Consider the following 16,083-nt stretch of genomic DNA (forward strand, 5'->3'; position numbering starts at 1 on the left):
CTCTTGGTCAGTGACCAAGACGGGGTGCGCCCAGTAGACTAGGTCGGTGACCAAGAAGCAAGCGGAGGATCTCGCCCGGACTCGGCTCGACCCCGGAACGGTGGTGCGAACGGCCCTGGAACTCCTTGAGGAGAAAGGCGCGGACGGGCTCTCGATCCGCGGCATCGCGGACCGGCTCGGCGTCCGGATGAACACAGTGCTCTGGCATGCGAAGACCAAGGCGCGCCTGTCGGAGTTGATGGCGGACGCGATCGTGGCCAAGGCGCCGGTGGACGGACTGCCCGAGCCCTGGGAACCACGGGTCCGCGAACTGCTCCACCGCTACCGCCGCGCCCTGCTGGCTCACCGGGACGGGGCCAGGATCGTGGCCGGTACGTACGCCGCCGAACCCGCCACACTCCGCTTCGCCGACCTGATGACCGAGGCGCTGCTGGCCGGCGGTCTCGCGGAACGCGAGGCGGTCTGGACCGGCTGGAGCCTTGTCTACTTCGCCTTGGGGCTGGCTCAGGAGGAACAGGCGCTTCCTGACGCGATGGGTCCGGCGTTCGCACGACAGCTGGACACGGGCGAATACCCCTCGCTGTCCCGAGCCGCCGCGCACTTCGAGGACACCTCCTTCGACGAGCGCTTCGACTACGGACTCTCCCGCATCCTGGGGGTGTGAAACGCAACGGCGCCCCAACGGCCGGGCTCACCACTCTCGGCGGAGGGCCCCGGCCCGTCCTCGCGGGAGACCCACGCGCGGATGTTCTGGATCAAGGAGATCAAGCGTCGGCGACTTCGCCTGCGGCTCGCTCCCTCTGGGCACCTCCGGCGCCCAGCCGTGCCACGTACTCGTCGACCAGCGCGATCTGCCGCTCGGCAGGGAACTCCCGGGGCGCGAACAGCGCCTGGACGACAAGCCCCAGCACAAAGCTCTGGGCGGCCGCCGCGGTGTCCTCGGTCCGCGGGCCGGGCGGCAGTTCGCCCAGTTCCTTGGCGTCCGCGATGTGCCGGGCCATCCGCTCGCGCGCACGGCCGTACCGCTCGGCGTGCTCCTGGGCAAGATCCGGGTCGGCGAGCGCCACGTCCCAGGAAGCCACCCAGATCCGGTTGCTCGCCGCGCTCTCGTCGTCCAGCGGGAGGATGTCGAGCAGCGTCGCCCGCAGCATCACAAGCCCGGTCGCCTCCCCGGCCTGCTCCGCCGCCGGGCGCGGGCGATCGGCCGAGCGCCGGTCGAGTACCTCGAGGGCGTGTCTCAGCAGGGCCCGCTTGCTGGGGAAGTAGTGCGTGAGGAGCCCGGTGGTGGCCCCCATCTCCGCGGCGACCGCGCGCAGGGTGAGCCCGCCGAAACCGCGGGCGGCAAGCACCCGCCACACCGCCTGGGAGACCTCGGTCCTGCGGGCGTCATGGTCGGTACGGGCTGGCGGCGTCATAGCCGTTAGAGTACATACCCAACGTTCGTTACGTACCTGAGTGCCACGTACCTGGATGCGCTGGGCCTGACACCGCGCGCACCCAGCCGGACAACCGCATAGGACCAGCCATGTATGCCATACCGCTGACCGAGAACGCCGAGCTCCGCATGCTGGAGCCCTGGCAGGACACCGAGTTCCTGGCCCACATCGACCGGGCCCGCGCCAACACCGACCCCTGGATCCCGTGGGCCTCCCGCTCCACCGATCTGGAGTCCGCCCGCGCCACCCTCCAGAACTACGCGGACAAGCAGGCCGCCGACTCCGGACGGATCTACGGGATCTGGCGGGACGGCACGCTGATCGGCGGCGTGATGTTCGTGCGGTTCGACGCCGAGACCGGCAACTGCGAGATCGGCGTCTGGGCCGAGCCCGCGGGTGAGGGCCACGGCCTGATCAGTGCCTCGGTCCGGCACTTGATCGCGTACGCGTTCGGCGAGCGCGGCATGCACCGCGTCGAGTGGTGGAACAGCGCCGGCAACACCCGCAGCCGTGCCGTCGCCCGGCGCATGGGCATGCACCTGGACGCCACCCTGCGCGAGCAGTCCCTGTACAAGGGGGTTCGCCACGACATGGAAGTCTGGTCGCTGCTCGCGCACGAGTGGCGGGGCGAGCCGAACGCCGCGTGACGCACTCGCCTCAGGCACGTACTCCCCTCGGGCCACGTACTCCCCTCAAGCCACGTACTCGCCTCAGGCCGCGAGGCGTTCCGCGAGCAGCAGTACGCCGATCACGATCATGGCGGCGCCCGAAACGCGGGTGACCATGCGCGCGGCCGCGGGGCGTGCCCGCAAGATGGTGCGGGCCAGTACGCCCACGCACAGATAGATCGCCGCGCAGCTGAGCGTGTGCACAAGTCCGAGCGTGCCGATCTGCGCCGCGAGCGGCCAGCCGCCGTGCGGGGCGGTGAACTGCGGCAGCAGGGCGAGGAAGAGCAGGAGCGCCTTGGGGTTGAGTCCGCTGATCCCCACCCCCTTGAGGACCCTGGCCCCCACCGCCCCGCTCTCCGCGTCCTGCGAAGCGGTCCCGGCGACGGCGGGCCGGGCCAGCGTCGTGGCGCCGAGCCACACCAGGTAGAGGGCGCCGAGGACGGTCAGGGCGGTGAGGACGGACGGTGTCCGCGCCACGACCGCCGCCACCCCGGCGGCGACCACGGCGGTCAGCGCGAGATAGCCGAGCAGAAGGCCACTGACGGCCGGTACTACGGACCGGTCGCGGAGGCCGGCGTTGATCGCGTAGGCCCAGTCCGCCCCCGGTACGAGGATGAGCAGGACTGAGACCGCCCAGAAGGCGGTTATGGAGCTGACAGCCACGACGTACTTTCTCCCTCTCAAGCAGGTTCCGAGAAGGAGATTAGTTCCGATATGCCCAAAGGTGTTTCCAAGTATTGCCAGCTGGAGCAGCCACAGTGGCAGGATCTACCCCATGGATGATGTGGACCGGAAGATTCTTGCCGAGCTCCAGGAAGACGGCCGTCTGACGGTCACGGAACTGGCGGCCCGCGTGCGGCTCAGCCTCTCCCCCTGCCACCGTCGGCTGCGCGAACTCGAACGCAGCGGGGCCATCCGCGGCTACCGCGCGATCCTCGACGCGAGCGCCGTGGGCCTGAGCTTCGAGGCGCTGGTGTTCGTCACCATGCGCCAGGAGGACCGCGACACCGTCGCCGACTTCGAGCACGCCCTCGCCGAGATCCCCGAGATCCTGCAGGCCGAGCGCCTCTTCGGGGATCCCGACTATCTCGTACGCATCGTCAGCAAGGACCTGCCCGCCTTCCAGCGGCTCTACGACGACAAGCTCGCCACCCTGCCCGGCGTGCAGCGCCTGAGCTCGACGCTCGTCATGAAGCACGTGGTGAACGAGCGCGCCCTGCCCCTGTGAACCCCGAGGAGCCTCACCACTCGGCGAACGAGCCGTCCTCGTGCCGCCACACCGGGTTGTGCCAGTCGGCCTGACTGTCGTCGGCCGCGCGCACCGCCTTCTCGTCGATGTCGATGCCGAGCCCCGGTCCGGTCGGACGCAGCAGATGGCCCTCGTGGAAGCGGAACACCTCGGTGTCGGCGAGGTAGGACAGGACGTCGGCGCCGGTGTTGTAGTGGATGCCGATCGACTGTTCCTGGATGAGGAAGTTGGGCACGCTGACGGCGATCTGCAGGCTCGCGGCCAGCGAGACGGGGCCCAGCGGGCAGTGCGGCGCGATGAGGGTGTCGAAGGTCTCGGCCAGCGAGGCGATGCGACGGACCTCGGAGATGCCTCCCGCGTGGGACAGATCGGGCTGCAGGACCGCGACACCGGCCTGCAGCGCGGGCAGCACGTCCTGCCGCGAGAACAGGCGCTCGCCGGTGGCGATCGGCACGGGCGAAGAGGCGACCAGGTCGGGCAGCAGGTGGCCGTACTCCGGCAGGAGCGGTTCCTCTACGAACATGGGCGCGAGCGGGGCCAGGTGAGGGAGCAGCCGGCGGGCGTTCGCCGCGTGGAAACGGCCGTGGAAGTCCAGCGCGAAGTCCCGCTCGGTGCCCAGGACTTCGCGGGCCGCCGTGGCACGGGTGACGATCTCGTCGATGTCGGCGACTGTGGCAAGGCGGTTCATGCGGCCGCTCGCGTTCATCTTGACCGCGGTGAAGCCCGCCTCGACCTGGGCCGCCACATGGTCGGTGACATGGGCAGGGGTGTCACCGCCCACCCAGCTGTAGGCGCGTACCCGCTCGCGGACCGGACCGCCGAGAAGCACGTGCACCGGCACGCCGAGCCGCTTGCCCGCGATGTCCCACAGCGCCTGGTCGAGCCCGGCCACCGCGCTGGAGAGAACAGGGCCGCCCCGGTAGAAGGACCCTTTTGTCATCACCTGCCAGTGGTCCTCGATGCCCGACGGGTCCTTGCCGATGAGGAGTTCGGCCAGCTCGCCGACGGCCGCACGGACTGTCGCCGCGCGCCCCTCGACCACCGGTTCGCCCCAGCCGACCACTCCTTCGTCGGTCTCCACGCGGCACAGCAGCCAGCGGGGCGGTATGGAGAACGTCTCGACACGGGTGATCTTCATCGGGTGAACCTCCTTGAGTGGCACGGCAGATGGCGGATGGCAGATGTCATGTGTCGGGGCCGGGGGGGCTCGGCTCAGGCGGACGTCTTGTACACGCTCCAGCCGCCGTCCACCACGAGACTGGCCCCGGTGACGAAGGACGCCTCATCGCTCAGCAGGAACGCCGCGCTCGCCGCGACCTCGTCGGGGCGCCCGAGCCGGCCCGCGGGTGTCTGCTCGATGCTGCCGGCCCGGTCGTCGGCGCCGATCGTGTCCCAGGCCCGGGTCAGGATGGGCCCCGGCAGGAGCGCGTTGACTCTTACGCCGGGTGCGTACTCCACCGCGAGCTGGCGCGCCAGACCGGTCAGGCCCGCCTTCGCCGCCGCATAGGCGGGACGTCCGGGCAGACCCATCACGGCGTGCACGGACGAGACCAGGACCACCGCGCCCCGCGTGGCGCGCAGGTCGTCGAGGCAGGCTCGGACGCCGAGAAACGCGCCGGTCAGCATCACGGACAACTGCCGGTTCCAGTCAGCCGGTTCGATCGCGTCGGCCGCGCCGCCGCACACCGTGTAGGCGTTGCTGAGCAGCCCGGTCACCGGACCGAAGCGGGCGCGGGCGACCGCCACCGCCCGCGCCCACGATTCTTCCTCGGCCACATCACACGCCTCGAACACCGCACGCCCGCCGTCCTGACGGATGGCATCCGCGGTGCGCTCGCCCTCCTCGACATCCACATCAGCGATCACCACCCCGGCACCCTCCGCGGCAAGTCGCCGGGCCGTAGCCGCCCCGATCCCGTTGGCTCCCCCGCCCACACCATTAACCACCACCGAACACGCTGCCGCCAACACCCCCTCCCTCGCGGGCATCACGTGGGACGGACCGGATGCGCGGCGAGGTCGATGGTGAAAGCCACCCGGTCGAGTCCGGGGCCGTCGTAGTTCGGCTTCACGGGTGAGACGGTGAAGCCGAGCCTGGTGTGGAAGGAGCGCGATGCGGTGTTCTGCGGGCTGGTGACGCAGTGCACGTAGCGGCGGCCGTGCGATCGGGCGAGAGCGAAGAAGGCGCGGTACAGGGCTCGCCCGATGCCCTGCCCGTGCAATTGCGGATCGACGCCGACGAAGTGCACGTAGGCGGCGTCGGGTTCGGTCTGCGACAGGAAGCCGACCAAGAAGGCCGCGAGCTGTTCCTCGTCGCGTTCGATCAGAAAGCTGGTGGTGGTGAAGTGCTGGAAGTAGAGCCTCGGCAGGAGCAGCGCACGTTCCAACGCCCCTGCCTGCCCCTTCAGACCGCCCCACCACGCGTCGACCACCGCGAGCACCCGCAGATGGTCTTCCTCCGTAAGGTGCCGTGCTGTCAGTCCACCAGGAAGGTCGTCAATCATCGGCGCAGTCTGCCACCGGCGCCGGGCCCGCCGCCAGGCAACCGAGACCCGGAATGACCATAGTGACTGGAGTGACTGGAGTGACTGGAGTGACTACTGGATGCTCCAGCGGTGGGGGTGGCCGCGATCGGCGGGGCAGGCAAAGACGTTGAGTTCGCCCGCGCGGCCCACGACGACCTCGGTGGGCCTGGCCGACGGGTGCGCAGGGAGGGCTCGTTCTTCCATGGGCTTCCAACTTCCGCTGCCGCCGTCCCACTCGGAGCTGTCGATGGTCAGCAGCAGCTCCATGGGGGTGGTGCAGGTCTGACAGTCCATGGGGGAAGGGTCGGTCGTGTGCCAGGACGCGAAGCCGCCGACGCGCCAGCCGGGTGGGATGGACAGGTCGTACTGGTAGCGGATCAGCTCATCCGCGTTCGCGTCCTCGTCCGCGTCCTCCTGCTGCTCGGCCTCTTCTTCAAGTGCCTCCTCCCTGGCGTAGATCCGGTCGCACAGGTCATCGGGCAGCAGCCCGGCGCCGACCTGCGCCAGCGCAGGTGGAGCAGCAGTTCGTACCGGCTCGGTCCGTGCGCGTCGTAGGGGCAGCAGAACACCTGGAGGAGGTCGCGGCCGTCCGGTCCTGCCGGTAGATCGGGGATGTCCCGCCGGTGCAGCTGCGCAAGGCCGATCAACGGAAGCGGATCGGTGTCGCAGACGCCGGGGATCCGGTGCCTGCGGCTCAACTCGTGCAGGAGCTGCCCTTCCTCCTCCGTGGGGCCTGAGAACGGTGCGCGCCCCCACGCGTCGGCCAGGATCTCTCGCTCCCGGTGGATGTCCGCAGGACGTCGGCCCCGCTCACGGCCGTGGGTCTGGGTGCACACCGGCCACGGCTCGTCCGCCGGCCACAGCATCGGCCCACCCACGGAACTGGCCGACGCATCGGGGTTCCCCGGCCTCGGGTGCAGTCGGGTGGTGGTGCCCCGGGCGGCGAGCTCCGGGAAGAGCGACTCGGCATCCAGCGGCCGCGGCGGTGTGGTCCTGGTCATGTGGTCGATCTGAATACCTGGGGATTTCCCCCCTCATTGGGCACCCCCCGTGCAGCCATCTCACGCGCCATCAGACCCTCGCGCCGAGGCTCTCCGTCCAGAACTCCGCCTCGTACCGCAGGAGAGCGGAGGCGATCATCGGGGCGCTCCGGCACGACCGGCGGGGGCCCGTCACAGCAGCCGACCTCGGCGTACCGCTTTTCGACACCATCGTGCCGGGTCGCGTCCGGCGAGGGCTGCCTACCGTCACCTTTCGCCCCGTCGCGCTTCGGCGCCGACTTCCGCTCGCCGGGCGATGAGGGGGCGCAGGTCGAGCCGGTGCAGTCGGAGCCGTGTGTACGCGGTGCGTCAGATGCGCCCTTCACGGAGGGGCGACCCTTTTCGTGGATCGACCCGGAATCCGGAGCCGCCGTCGAGGAGTCGAGCATCCATCGCTGCCTCGCGGATCCGTCACGGACCTTGACCACGACATCCGCTCCCTTGCGCAAGGTGGAGGGCGCGACCGCAAGACCTTCGTGCCAGCGCGGAAGCAACTCCCCCAGCAGGGTCAGGTCGTAGCGCACCTCATCGGCACGCGCGGCCGAGGGCGCCACACATGTACGGAGGGCGATCACGCCGCTCTCCGCGTGGGAATCGAGGCAGAGTTCGGGGCGGGTGACGCTGCTCAGCAGTCCGCTCTCCTCGTACGACCACTGCTGGCTCGCCTTCGCCGAGCACTTGGCCAGCTTCGTCCCGGCACCGGGCTCCGCCTTGCCGCCCCGGACGGCGAGGCAGAGGTCCGCCGCCGCGTTGCGCAGTCTGCCCTGGTCGGACCTGCCGGGGTAGCCCGCGGAGGTGGGAGCGGAAGAGCCGGCGGGCGGCTGCTGTTCCCCGGGATCCGCGCTCGGCGGGGTTCCATGGCTTCCGGCCATACCGGTCGGCGGCACGGTCCCGCCGCTGCCGCCGTCACCCGACGAGAGGGTGGTGACGAGCACGGCCGCGAGCAGCGCGGCGGCGCCCAGGGCTGCTCCGGCCCGCAGCGCCCCGGATCTCGTTCGTGTCGGCCCGAGCGCACCGCCCGGCAGGGGGATGCGTGACGGGGGACGGTGGCGCCCCCCACTGCCGCCCGAGTGTCTGCCGCCACGCCCGGTGGCTCCTGCGCCACGCGTCACGGCGGCCCCACCGGCACGTGTCGCGGCACCCCCGCGCCCGGGCCGCGACTCCAGATAGCGACGGGCGCCCCAGCCGAGTACCGCTTCGGCGAGAAGCGTGCCCAACTTGCGCTCGACATGGCCGAGTTGATCCGCCACGTCACTGCAGTGGCGGCAACCCGACAGATGCTCCAGTACGTCGGGCAGTAAGGCGCCGCCCCGTCGGATCGTGACATCGAGGAGACGATTGTAGAGGGGACATTTCTCGGTCGGCGCGAGTTCCCGGTGAGCGCGCACGATGCCTGCCCGGAATTGTTCACGCGCCTGGTCGAGAGCGTCGGCCGCGAGGTCGGCACTCAAGCCGGACAAACCGGCCGGTATGGATATGTGCTCGGCCTCGACCTCGGTGTGCCACAGCAAACACTGGGCGACCCCCGGAAGAGCCCAGAAGGAGCGTGCGGCGAGTTTTCGCTTTTCGGACGTCATGGAGGTTGCCGCCCGCATGCCGCGTCCACCGGTCGGTTTGCGAAGTTCCGGCATGAAGGCGGATATACGGCTGTCGACTGACCATCCTCTGACCGTCTCGCGGACGGTCACCAGGAGGTACGGACGCAGGGCCCCGCCCGGCTCGCTGCGCGCCATGTGTTCGAGCGCCTGATGGAAGGATGCCGTGGCGACCATCGAGGCCGAACCGGACCGAGCGGCAAGGCAGATGGCCGAGTAGTCGTACGTCGCCTGCCAGTGCCGCGCGAGCAGGAGCGCGACGGGTTGGTCCGACTCACCCTCCGACCGGTCTCGCAGTCGGGCGGCGAGACTCATGTCGGATTCTCCGGGGCTCACACCGGGGCGAGGCGGGTGGGTCGGGCGCGGGGGGTGGGGGGATTGCACGGAGCCCTTTCCTTCCAAGCCGAAAGACGGCGCACGGAAATCGCACCCACAGAAAAGCGGGCGGCCGATTGGTGCATACCAGGGACTCGCCGAGGCAGGGAAATGGATCAGCAAACCGCGAGACTGTCCGCGTACGGCCGACTGAAGACCTTTTGGGTCGATCGGCACGAAATCGCGAACAAGAAAAGCGGGCCTGTCCATTACCTCAGCGCGAGGACGCTTACCTTCGCACAGCCGACTCGCGGGAAACAAGAAGTTCGAACGATTTCCATTCGACACGAGAGAGGAACACCGGCGTTACCGGCAGTACTCGCACCCGCTTTCGAAATCCGGCAAGCGCGATCTTCTTCGGGGCGGTCTCACGGCGCATCACACTGCCGAGGAGCGGCAGCGTCGGCCAGACGTCGGTCAGGCGTTACTTCCGAGCCGATCGCGCTGGATCTCATGGGCGAGGGCACGACGCACGGAGGCCGAGCCGGTGGCGGTGACGTTCGCGGGGAGGTCGAGAGCGCGGCTGATCTCGTCGTACGCGTCCCGGTAGTTGCCCGGCAGTTGCGCCTGATGCTGCCTCAGGTCCTCTTCGAGGAGACGCCGTAGCTCGTCGACGTTCTGGGGGGTGAAGCGCTTCTTCCCCCGGGTGAGGGCGTTGACGTACCGGGTGCAACGGGCACTGTCGTCCAAGGTCCCCGAGACTTCCTCGGCAAGGCCCCACAGTCGCCCTTCGAGCCATGGGAGGTCTCGCTGGTCGAGGTGGAGCTTCAGTGGGGGCGGCCGGTCGCCCGGTTGCTTGTACTTCGTCATCTGCTTGGACACGGCGGGCTGGCTCATGTCCGCGAGCTCGGCAATCTTGTCCTGCGTCCAGCCGAAGTCGGCGAACAGCTTGATCATCTCCGCGCGCAGCTTCCGCATCTCCTCGCCCGCGCGGATGACTTCGTTCATGCCGGCAAGCATCCGCTCGGCCTGCTCCTCGGTCAGCGCCCCGGAGTTCTGATGAGTGTCCTCTTTACCTGCCATGGCTCGGTTATACAGTCCGGCGACCCCGCCGTCATAACCGGGTTGTATAACTAGGTTATGCCTGCCAGGATCCGCGTCATGCCCACCTACGCCGCATCTGACGGAACCCGACTCGCCTACCGCCTGCAGGGAGACGGCGACCCAGTCGTGTGCGTCCCCGGCGGTCCCGCGGACTCCCGCTATCTCGGCGACCTCGGTGGCCTGGCCGCACACCGGCAGCTGATCGTCCTGGACACCCGCGGCACCGGCCGGTCCGCGATCCCCGAAGACCCCTCCTCCTACCGGTGTGACCGCCTCGTCGAGGACGTCGAGGCCCTGCGCGACCACCTCGGACTCCCCCGGATGGACCTGCTCGGCCACTCCGGCGGTGCGAACATCGCGACGCAGTACGCGGCCCGGTACCCGCGCAACGTCAGCAAGCTCGCCCTGATCGGCCCCGGGACCCGAGCCGTCGGAGTGGCGGTCACCGGTGAGATGCGGCGTGAGCTCGCGCAGTCGCGCAAGAACGAGCCGTGGTTCCCGCAGGCGTTCGCCGCCCTGGAGGCGATTATCGACGGCGCCGGCACGGACTGGGAGGCCATCAGCCCCTTCTTCTACGGACGCTGGGACACCGCCGCCCGGCATCACCATGCGGCCAGTCGGCCGAGCAACGAGGAAGCGGTCGCGGGCTTCGCGGCAGAGGGCGCTTTCGACGCGGAGAGCACCCGTTCGGGCCTTGCGGACTTCGAGGCACCCGCTCTGCTGCTCGCCGGGGAGTTCGACGTGAACAGCCCGCCTCAGCAGGTGGCCGAGTTCGCGGCGCTGCTCCCTGATGCGACTTTCGTGGTGCAACCGGCAGCGGGCCACTATCCCTGGCTCGACGACGCCGAACAGTTCGTGGCGACCACTGCGGCGTTCCTGGAGTAGGCCCTCCAGGTCCCCGAGGCCCTGAGCCCCTGCTGAGCCCCTGAGACCCCTGATTCCCCTGAGGCCCCAGTCCACCTCATGCGCATCGGCCGGTCGTCTGCCGTGGGCATGTATGACCGACTGAATTCGGGTCAGATGGGGCCCATGATGCGTTTCGCAATGGTGGGCCTGCTGATGGCCTGCGCAGTGGGCGGTGCACTGCTTGCCCTCCTGGCATCCCCGTGGTGGTGGTTCGCCGGGGCTCCTTTCGTGGCCGCGGCCCTGACCGGGGTGTACGACCTGGCCCAGAGACGGCACTCCGTACTGCGGAACTACCCCGTGCTCGGTCATCTGCGGTTCCTCATGGAAACGCTGCGCCCGGAGCTCCAGCAGTACTTCGTGGAGCGCAACTACGACGGCAGGCCCTACGACCGCGACACCCGCAGCATCGTCTACGAACGGGCCAAGGGTGTCGATGCCGAGGAACCGTTCGGCAGTGAGCGTGACATGGACGAACGCGGCTACGAGTTTCTCGTGCCGTCCATGGCTCCCGCGAAAGTGCCCGACGAACCGCCCCGCGTCCGGATCGGCGGCCCCGACTGCACCCAGCCGTACGACATGGCGCTCCTCAATGTCTCGGCGATGAGCTTCGGCTCGCTCTCCTCCAACGCCGTCCTGGCGCTCAACACGGGCGCGGCACGCGGCGGGTTCGCGCACGACACCGGCGAGGGCGGCCTGTCCGACTATCACCTGCGGCCCGGCGGCGACCTCGTCTGGGAGATCGGTACCGGCTACTTCGGCTGCCGCACCCGTGACGGAGATTTCGACGCGCGGCAGTTCGCCGAGAAGGCCGCCCACCCTGCCGTGCGCTGCGTGTCGCTGAAGCTGTCGCAGGGCGCGAAACCGGGGATGGGAGGCGTCCTTCCCGGCAGCAAGGTCAACGCCGAGATCGCCTCGGTGCGGGGTGTACCCGAGGGCGAGACGGTGGTCTCACCGCCGTACCACCGCGCCTTCTCCACCCCTCGTGAACTCGTCCGCTTCCTCGCCCGGCTGCGGGAACTGGCGAACGGCAAACCGGTGGGCTTCAAGCTGTGCCCCGGGTCCCGGACCCAGTTCCTCGCCGTGTGCAAAGCCATGGCGGCGGAAGGGATCACCCCCGACTTCATCGTGGTGGACGGCGCGGAGGGCGGCACGGGCGCCGCGCCACTCGAATTCGCCGACCACATCGGCACACCGCTCACCGAGGGCCTCATCACCGTGCACACAGCCCTGACGGGCACGGGACTGCGGGAACGGATCCACATCGGCGCCAGCGGCAAGGTGGCGACGGGCTCCGACATCGTCAAGCGCCTCGTCATGGGCGCCGACTACACCAACGCGGCCCGCGCCATGATGTTCGCCGTCGGCTGCATCCAGGCCCAGCGCTGCCACACCAACCACTGCCCCACCGGCGTCACCACCCAGGACCCGCACCGCGCCCGCGCCCTGGACGTCGTGGACAAAGCCGAGCGCGTCACGCGCTTTCAGCAGAGCACCGTCCACAGCGCGTTGCAGATCATGGCCGCGATGGGCGTCCGCGACGCCGCGGACCTCGGCCCGCATCTCCTGCGGCGCCGCGAGGACCACGGCCGGTTCCGGTCCTACGCCGAACTGTACGAGTGGCTGTCCCCCGGCGAACTGCTCGCCGCACCGCCCGAGAGCTGGGCCGCCGACTGGCAGGCGGCGGACCCGGACACCTTTGCGATGGGACAGCGAACGCCCCGATTCATCGAGAGGAACACCTGATGGCCCGCACTGTTGCCCGCGTCGTGATCGACGCCCTGGAAGAACTCGGAGTACGCCATGTCTTCGGCGTCGTGGGGGATGCTCTGAACCCCCTCACCGACGCCATCCGCGACAGCGGTTCCGTCGAATGGGTGAGTTGCCGACATGAGGAGGCAGCGGCTTTCGCCGCCGGCGCCCAGTCCCAGCTCACCGAGACCCTCGGGGTCTGCATGGGCACGGTCGGACCGGGCTCCGTACACCTGCTCAACGGGCTGTACGACGCCGCCAAGAGCGGGACCCCGGTGCTCGCCATCGCCGGCCAGGTGCCGCTCGCCGAGGTCGGCACCGACTACTTCCAGGAGGTCGACAACGACCTCCTCTTCCGTGACGTCGCCGTCTTCCGCGCCACCGTCACCTCCCCGGAGCAGATGCCCGGCCTCGTCGAGATCGCCGTGCGCAATGCGATCGGGCGCCGCGGTGTGGCCGTACTGACGATCCCAGGCGACATCGGCGACCAGGAGCTGCCGAAGGACCGGCCGACCCGGCTCTCCGTCGCCGAGTCCGCCAACCGGCCCGACGATCCAGCCCTTGACGAGGCGGCCGCCACTCTCTCCGACGGCGGCAAGGTCACCATGCTCGTCGGCCGCGGAGCGCGCGGATCCCGCGAGGACGTCCTCGCCCTCGCGGAGCGCCTCGCGGCGCCCATGGTGCTCACCCTCAAGGCGAAGGACGGCTTCGAGGGCGACAACCCCTACCAGGTCGGCCAGACAGGGCTCATCGGCAACCCGGCCGCCTCGCACGCGATGGACCACGCGGACACCCTGCTACTGCTCGGCACCGACTTTCCGTACCGGGAGTGGTATCCGCAGGGCAAGAAGGTCGTGCAGGTCGATCGGGTCGCCGAGCACATCGGCCGGCGCGTCCCGGTCGACGTGGCCCTGGCCGCCGACGTCGGCCCCACGGTGCGGGGGCTCCTCGATCGTCTTGGGCGGCGCACGGAACGCGACCATCTGGACGGGGCACGGGAGAAGTTCGTCAAGTGGCAGGAGGGACAGCAGCGGCTTGCCGCACCCGGGCACGACCGAGGGCTCATCGGCAAGGTGCGGTCCGCCTTCGACAACCGGGATCACCTCGTACGCCCGGAAGCGCTGGCCGCCGCGGTGGACACGCTGGCGGCCGATGACGCCGTCTTCACCTCGGACACCGGGATGGCCACCGTTTGGCTCTCGCGGTTCGTCGAGATGCGGGGGTCCCGCCGCCTGCTCGGCTCGTACAACCTCGGTTCGATGGCCAACGCGATGCCGCAGGCGATCGGCGCGCAGCTCCTGGACCCCGACCGGCAGGTCGTCGCCTTCTGCGGCGACGGCGGTCTGGGAATGCTCCTGGGCGACCTCATGACCATCCGCAGCCGGCGACTGCCGGTGAAGCTCGTCGTCTTCGACAACCAGCGACTCGGGATGGTGAAGCTGGAGCAGGAGCAGGCGGGCCTTCCGGAGTTCGGCACCGAACTCGACAACCCGGATTTCGCCGCGGTCGCCGAGGCCATCGGCATCACCGGCATCCGGGTGAACCGGGCCGAGGACCTCGCCGAGGGAGTGGGCCGGGCCTTCGCCACACCGGGTCCTGTCCTTCTGGACGTCCTCACCAACCCCGAGGAGATCGCGGTGCCGGGCAAGCCGACCGTCCAGCAGGGCTGGGGTTTCGCCATCGCCAAGATCCGCGAAAACCTCACAAGCCCCAACGGCCACTGATCAGAGACCACTGAGCGGAATCGGAAGCGCTCGCCACGTATCGGCGGCGCGAAGTCGGGCACTCGGACTCTGGCAAATGGCTACATGTGAATAAAAGCCGCAAGATGGACTCGACGCTGATACAACGCCGAATCCGCCGAGCAAGAGACGGGCCCTCCCCACCCCTTTGCGGCGCAGAGAACATCACCCACCGAAAGGCACTCGTCACCCATGAGCGACGTCACAGGTAAGGCGACCACCACGGACGCCGGAGCTCCGGTCGAGAGCGATGAGCACTCGCTCACCGTCGGCGCCGGTGGGCCGATCCTCCTGCAGGACTCCTATCTGATCGAACAGATGGCGCAGTTCAACCGGGAGCGGATCCCTGAGCGGCAGCCCCACGCCAAGGGCAGCGGCGCCTTCGGGCACTTCGAAGTCACCAACGACGTCAGTGCCTACACGAAGGCCGCCCTCTTCCAGCCGGGCACCCGGACCGACCTCGTGGCCCGGTTCTCCACCGTCGCCGGCGAGCGCGGGAGCCCGGACACCTGGCGTGACCCGCGCGGATTCGCGGTGAAGTTCTACACCACCGAGGGCAACTACGACATGGTCGGGAACAACACCCCGGTCTTCTTCGTGAAGGACCCGATGAAGTTCCAGCACTTCATCCGGTCCCAGAAACGCCGGGCGGACAACAACCTCCGCGACCACGACATGCAGTGGGACTTCTGGACCCTCTCGCCGGAGTCCGCCCACCAGGTCACGTGGCTGATGGGTGACCGGGGCATCCCGCGCTCCTGGCGTCACATGAACGGCTACACCTCGCACACCTACATGTGGATCAATGCCCAGGGTGAGCGGTTCTGGGTGAAGTACCACTTCAAGACCGATCAGGGCGTCGAGCACTTCACCCAGCACGAGGGTGACCAGATGGCCGCGGCGGACACGGACTATCACACCCGGGATCTCTTCGAGCACATCCGGGACGGTGAGTACCCCAGCTGGACCCTGCACGTGCAGCTGATGCCGTACGACGACGCGGCCACCTACCGCTTCAACCCGTTCGACCTGACCAAGGTGTGGCCGCACGCGGACTACCCGTTGGTCGAGGTCGGCAAGATGACCCTGGACCGCAACCCCACGGACAACCACGCCGAGATCGAGCAGGCGGCCTTCCAGCCGAACAACCTGGTCCCGGGCATCGGCCCCAGCCCCGACCGCATGCTCCTCGCGCGGCTGTTCTCCTACGCCGACGCACACCGTCACCGCATCGGCGGCAACTACCAGCAGCTGCCGGTCAACGCTCCCGTCGCGCCCCTGCGCACGTACTCCAAAGACGGAGCCATGGCGTACAACAAGACCCAGGACCCGGTCTACGCACCGAACTCCAAGGGCGGCCCGGCGGCCGACACGAGCCGCTATGCCCCGCCCAGCTGGTACGCGGACGGCGACATCACCCGTGCCGCATACGTCGATCACGCCGAGGACGACGACTGGGGCCAGGCGGGCACCATGGTCCGCGAGGTCCTCGACGATGCCGCGCGCGACCGCCTCGTGGACAACGTCGTCGGTCACCTGCTCAACGCGGTGAGCGAGCCCGTGCTCGCCAGGGCCTTCGAGTACTGGTCGAACATCGACAAGTCCATCGGTGAGCGCATTGCGCAGGGTGTGCGCGCCAAGGCGGACGAGAAGGACCCCAAGGCCGGGGAGCAGGCCAACCCGGCCCGCAGCAGCATGCAGGACAAGGCCTGAACCACCTGCGCCCGTCGGCCGCTGCCTGAGAAGGCAGCGGC

Annotated in this window: 16 protein-coding genes; 7 read left to right on the forward strand and 9 right to left on the reverse strand. The window is 69.2% G+C overall.

Annotation, left to right across the window (positions count from 1 at the left end):
• The first annotated feature begins 46 nt into the window (after positions 1–46).
• Positions 47–664: a TetR/AcrR family transcriptional regulator C-terminal domain-containing protein gene (locus tag ACFQ7F_RS26755; protein WP_383275049.1), complete on the forward strand. Its 618-nt coding sequence runs from the start codon at positions 47–49 to the stop codon at positions 662–664.
• A 100-nt stretch (positions 665–764) separates the two neighbouring features.
• Here ACFQ7F_RS26755 and ACFQ7F_RS26760 read toward each other — a convergent pair whose 3' ends face one another.
• A complete protein-coding gene (locus ACFQ7F_RS26760; protein WP_383275052.1) occupies positions 765–1,415 on the reverse strand; it encodes a TetR/AcrR family transcriptional regulator in 651 nt (216 codons plus the stop codon).
• A 110-nt stretch (positions 1,416–1,525) separates the two neighbouring features.
• On the opposite strand from ACFQ7F_RS26760, the gene ACFQ7F_RS26765 reads away from it, so the two are divergent.
• Positions 1,526–2,083 (forward strand): GNAT family N-acetyltransferase, encoded by a 558-nt coding sequence (locus tag ACFQ7F_RS26765; RefSeq protein WP_383275055.1) that lies wholly within the window; start codon positions 1,526–1,528, stop codon positions 2,081–2,083.
• Positions 2,084–2,146: 63 nt separating this feature from the next.
• Here the strand turns inward: ACFQ7F_RS26765 and ACFQ7F_RS26770 are convergent, their stop codons facing one another.
• Positions 2,147–2,767: a LysE family translocator gene (locus ACFQ7F_RS26770; RefSeq protein ID WP_383275058.1), complete on the reverse strand. Its 621-nt coding sequence runs from the start codon at positions 2,765–2,767 to the stop codon at positions 2,147–2,149.
• Positions 2,768–2,879: 112 nt separating this feature from the next.
• Here ACFQ7F_RS26770 and ACFQ7F_RS26775 point away from each other — a divergent pair, with 112 nt between their 5' ends.
• Positions 2,880–3,332 carry an Lrp/AsnC family transcriptional regulator gene (locus ACFQ7F_RS26775; RefSeq protein WP_383275061.1) on the forward strand — a complete coding sequence of 151 codons (453 nt, stop codon included), beginning with the start codon at positions 2,880–2,882 and terminating at the stop codon, positions 3,330–3,332.
• A 13-nt stretch (positions 3,333–3,345) separates the two neighbouring features.
• Here the strand turns inward: ACFQ7F_RS26775 and dgoD are convergent, their stop codons facing one another.
• The 7 genes from dgoD to ACFQ7F_RS26810 form a co-directional block, all read right to left on the reverse strand.
• Complete coding sequence (gene dgoD / locus ACFQ7F_RS26780) at positions 3,346–4,491, reverse strand: galactonate dehydratase (RefSeq protein ID WP_383275063.1); 1,146 nt, start codon at positions 4,489–4,491, stop codon at positions 3,346–3,348.
• A 74-nt stretch (positions 4,492–4,565) separates the two neighbouring features.
• Complete coding sequence (locus ACFQ7F_RS26785) at positions 4,566–5,342, reverse strand: SDR family NAD(P)-dependent oxidoreductase (RefSeq protein WP_383275066.1); 777 nt, start codon at positions 5,340–5,342, stop codon at positions 4,566–4,568.
• Entirely contained in the window at positions 5,342–5,857 is a 516-nt protein-coding gene (locus ACFQ7F_RS26790) for a GNAT family N-acetyltransferase (protein WP_383275069.1), read from the reverse strand. Before ACFQ7F_RS26790 ends, ACFQ7F_RS26785 begins: the two co-directional genes overlap by 1 nt.
• A 93-nt stretch (positions 5,858–5,950) precedes the next feature.
• Positions 5,951–6,172, reverse strand: coding sequence for a hypothetical protein (locus tag ACFQ7F_RS26795; RefSeq protein WP_383275072.1), 222 nt, complete (start codon positions 6,170–6,172; stop codon positions 5,951–5,953).
• Between the two features lie 83 nt (positions 6,173–6,255).
• The gene (locus ACFQ7F_RS26800; protein ID WP_383275075.1) at positions 6,256–6,879 is read right to left on the reverse strand and encodes a hypothetical protein; all 624 of its coding nucleotides are present in this window, start codon (positions 6,877–6,879) and stop codon (positions 6,256–6,258) included.
• Positions 6,876–8,828, reverse strand: a complete 1,953-nt coding sequence (locus ACFQ7F_RS26805; protein ID WP_383275078.1) for an RICIN domain-containing protein — start codon at positions 8,826–8,828, stop codon at positions 6,876–6,878. Before ACFQ7F_RS26805 ends, ACFQ7F_RS26800 begins: the two co-directional genes overlap by 4 nt.
• Before the next feature lie 477 nt (positions 8,829–9,305).
• Complete coding sequence (locus tag ACFQ7F_RS26810) at positions 9,306–9,911, reverse strand: sigma-70 family RNA polymerase sigma factor (protein ID WP_383275081.1); 606 nt, start codon at positions 9,909–9,911, stop codon at positions 9,306–9,308.
• 78 nt (positions 9,912–9,989) lie between these two features.
• Between ACFQ7F_RS26810 and ACFQ7F_RS26815 the strand changes: the two genes are divergently transcribed.
• The 4 genes from ACFQ7F_RS26815 to ACFQ7F_RS26830 all read left to right on the forward strand — a co-directional run bounded on the left by ACFQ7F_RS26815 (position 9,990) and on the right by ACFQ7F_RS26830 (position 16,042).
• Positions 9,990–10,817, forward strand: coding sequence for an alpha/beta fold hydrolase (locus ACFQ7F_RS26815; protein WP_383275084.1), 828 nt, complete (start codon positions 9,990–9,992; stop codon positions 10,815–10,817).
• A gap of 144 nt (positions 10,818–10,961) precedes the next feature.
• Positions 10,962–12,581, forward strand: coding sequence for an FMN-binding glutamate synthase family protein (locus tag ACFQ7F_RS26820; protein ID WP_383275087.1), 1,620 nt, complete (start codon positions 10,962–10,964; stop codon positions 12,579–12,581).
• Positions 12,581–14,311, forward strand: coding sequence for a thiamine pyrophosphate-dependent enzyme (locus tag ACFQ7F_RS26825; RefSeq protein ID WP_383275090.1), 1,731 nt, complete (start codon positions 12,581–12,583; stop codon positions 14,309–14,311). Before ACFQ7F_RS26820 ends, ACFQ7F_RS26825 begins: the two co-directional genes overlap by 1 nt.
• Before the next feature lie 210 nt (positions 14,312–14,521).
• Entirely contained in the window at positions 14,522–16,042 is a 1,521-nt protein-coding gene (locus ACFQ7F_RS26830) for a catalase (RefSeq protein WP_383275093.1), read from the forward strand.
• Positions 16,043–16,083 lie beyond the last annotated feature (41 nt).

It is taken from the genome of Streptomyces sp. NPDC056486, from assembly GCF_042795295.1.
Lineage (GTDB): Bacteria > Actinomycetota > Actinomycetes > Streptomycetales > Streptomycetaceae > Streptomyces.

Bases quoted from the DNA above. Each gene is read 5' to 3' on its own strand.
- ACFQ7F_RS26760 (WP_383275052.1), bottom strand. From the start codon at position 1,415: ATGACGCCGCCAGCCCGTACCGACCATGACGCCCGCAGGACCGAGGTC.
- ACFQ7F_RS26765 (WP_383275055.1), top strand. From the start codon at position 1,526: ATGTATGCCATACCGCTGACCGAGAACGCCGAGCTCCGCATGCTGGAG.
- ACFQ7F_RS26775 (WP_383275061.1), top strand. From the start codon at position 2,880: ATGGATGATGTGGACCGGAAGATTCTTGCCGAGCTCCAGGAAGACGGC.
- dgoD (WP_383275063.1), bottom strand. From the start codon at position 4,491: ATGAAGATCACCCGTGTCGAGACGTTCTCCATACCGCCCCGCTGGCTG.
- ACFQ7F_RS26785 (WP_383275066.1), bottom strand. From the start codon at position 5,342: ATGCCCGCGAGGGAGGGGGTGTTGGCGGCAGCGTGTTCGGTGGTGGTT.
- ACFQ7F_RS26790 (WP_383275069.1), bottom strand. From the start codon at position 5,857: ATGATTGACGACCTTCCTGGTGGACTGACAGCACGGCACCTTACGGAG.
- ACFQ7F_RS26795 (WP_383275072.1), bottom strand. From the start codon at position 6,172: ATGGACTGTCAGACCTGCACCACCCCCATGGAGCTGCTGCTGACCATC.
- ACFQ7F_RS26800 (WP_383275075.1), bottom strand. From the start codon at position 6,879: ATGACCAGGACCACACCGCCGCGGCCGCTGGATGCCGAGTCGCTCTTC.
- ACFQ7F_RS26805 (WP_383275078.1), bottom strand. From the start codon at position 8,828: ATGAGTCTCGCCGCCCGACTGCGAGACCGGTCGGAGGGTGAGTCGGAC.
- ACFQ7F_RS26810 (WP_383275081.1), bottom strand. From the start codon at position 9,911: ATGGCAGGTAAAGAGGACACTCATCAGAACTCCGGGGCGCTGACCGAG.
- ACFQ7F_RS26815 (WP_383275084.1), top strand. From the start codon at position 9,990: ATGCCCACCTACGCCGCATCTGACGGAACCCGACTCGCCTACCGCCTG.
- ACFQ7F_RS26820 (WP_383275087.1), top strand. From the start codon at position 10,962: ATGATGCGTTTCGCAATGGTGGGCCTGCTGATGGCCTGCGCAGTGGGC.
- ACFQ7F_RS26825 (WP_383275090.1), top strand. From the start codon at position 12,581: ATGGCCCGCACTGTTGCCCGCGTCGTGATCGACGCCCTGGAAGAACTC.
- ACFQ7F_RS26830 (WP_383275093.1), top strand. From the start codon at position 14,522: ATGAGCGACGTCACAGGTAAGGCGACCACCACGGACGCCGGAGCTCCG.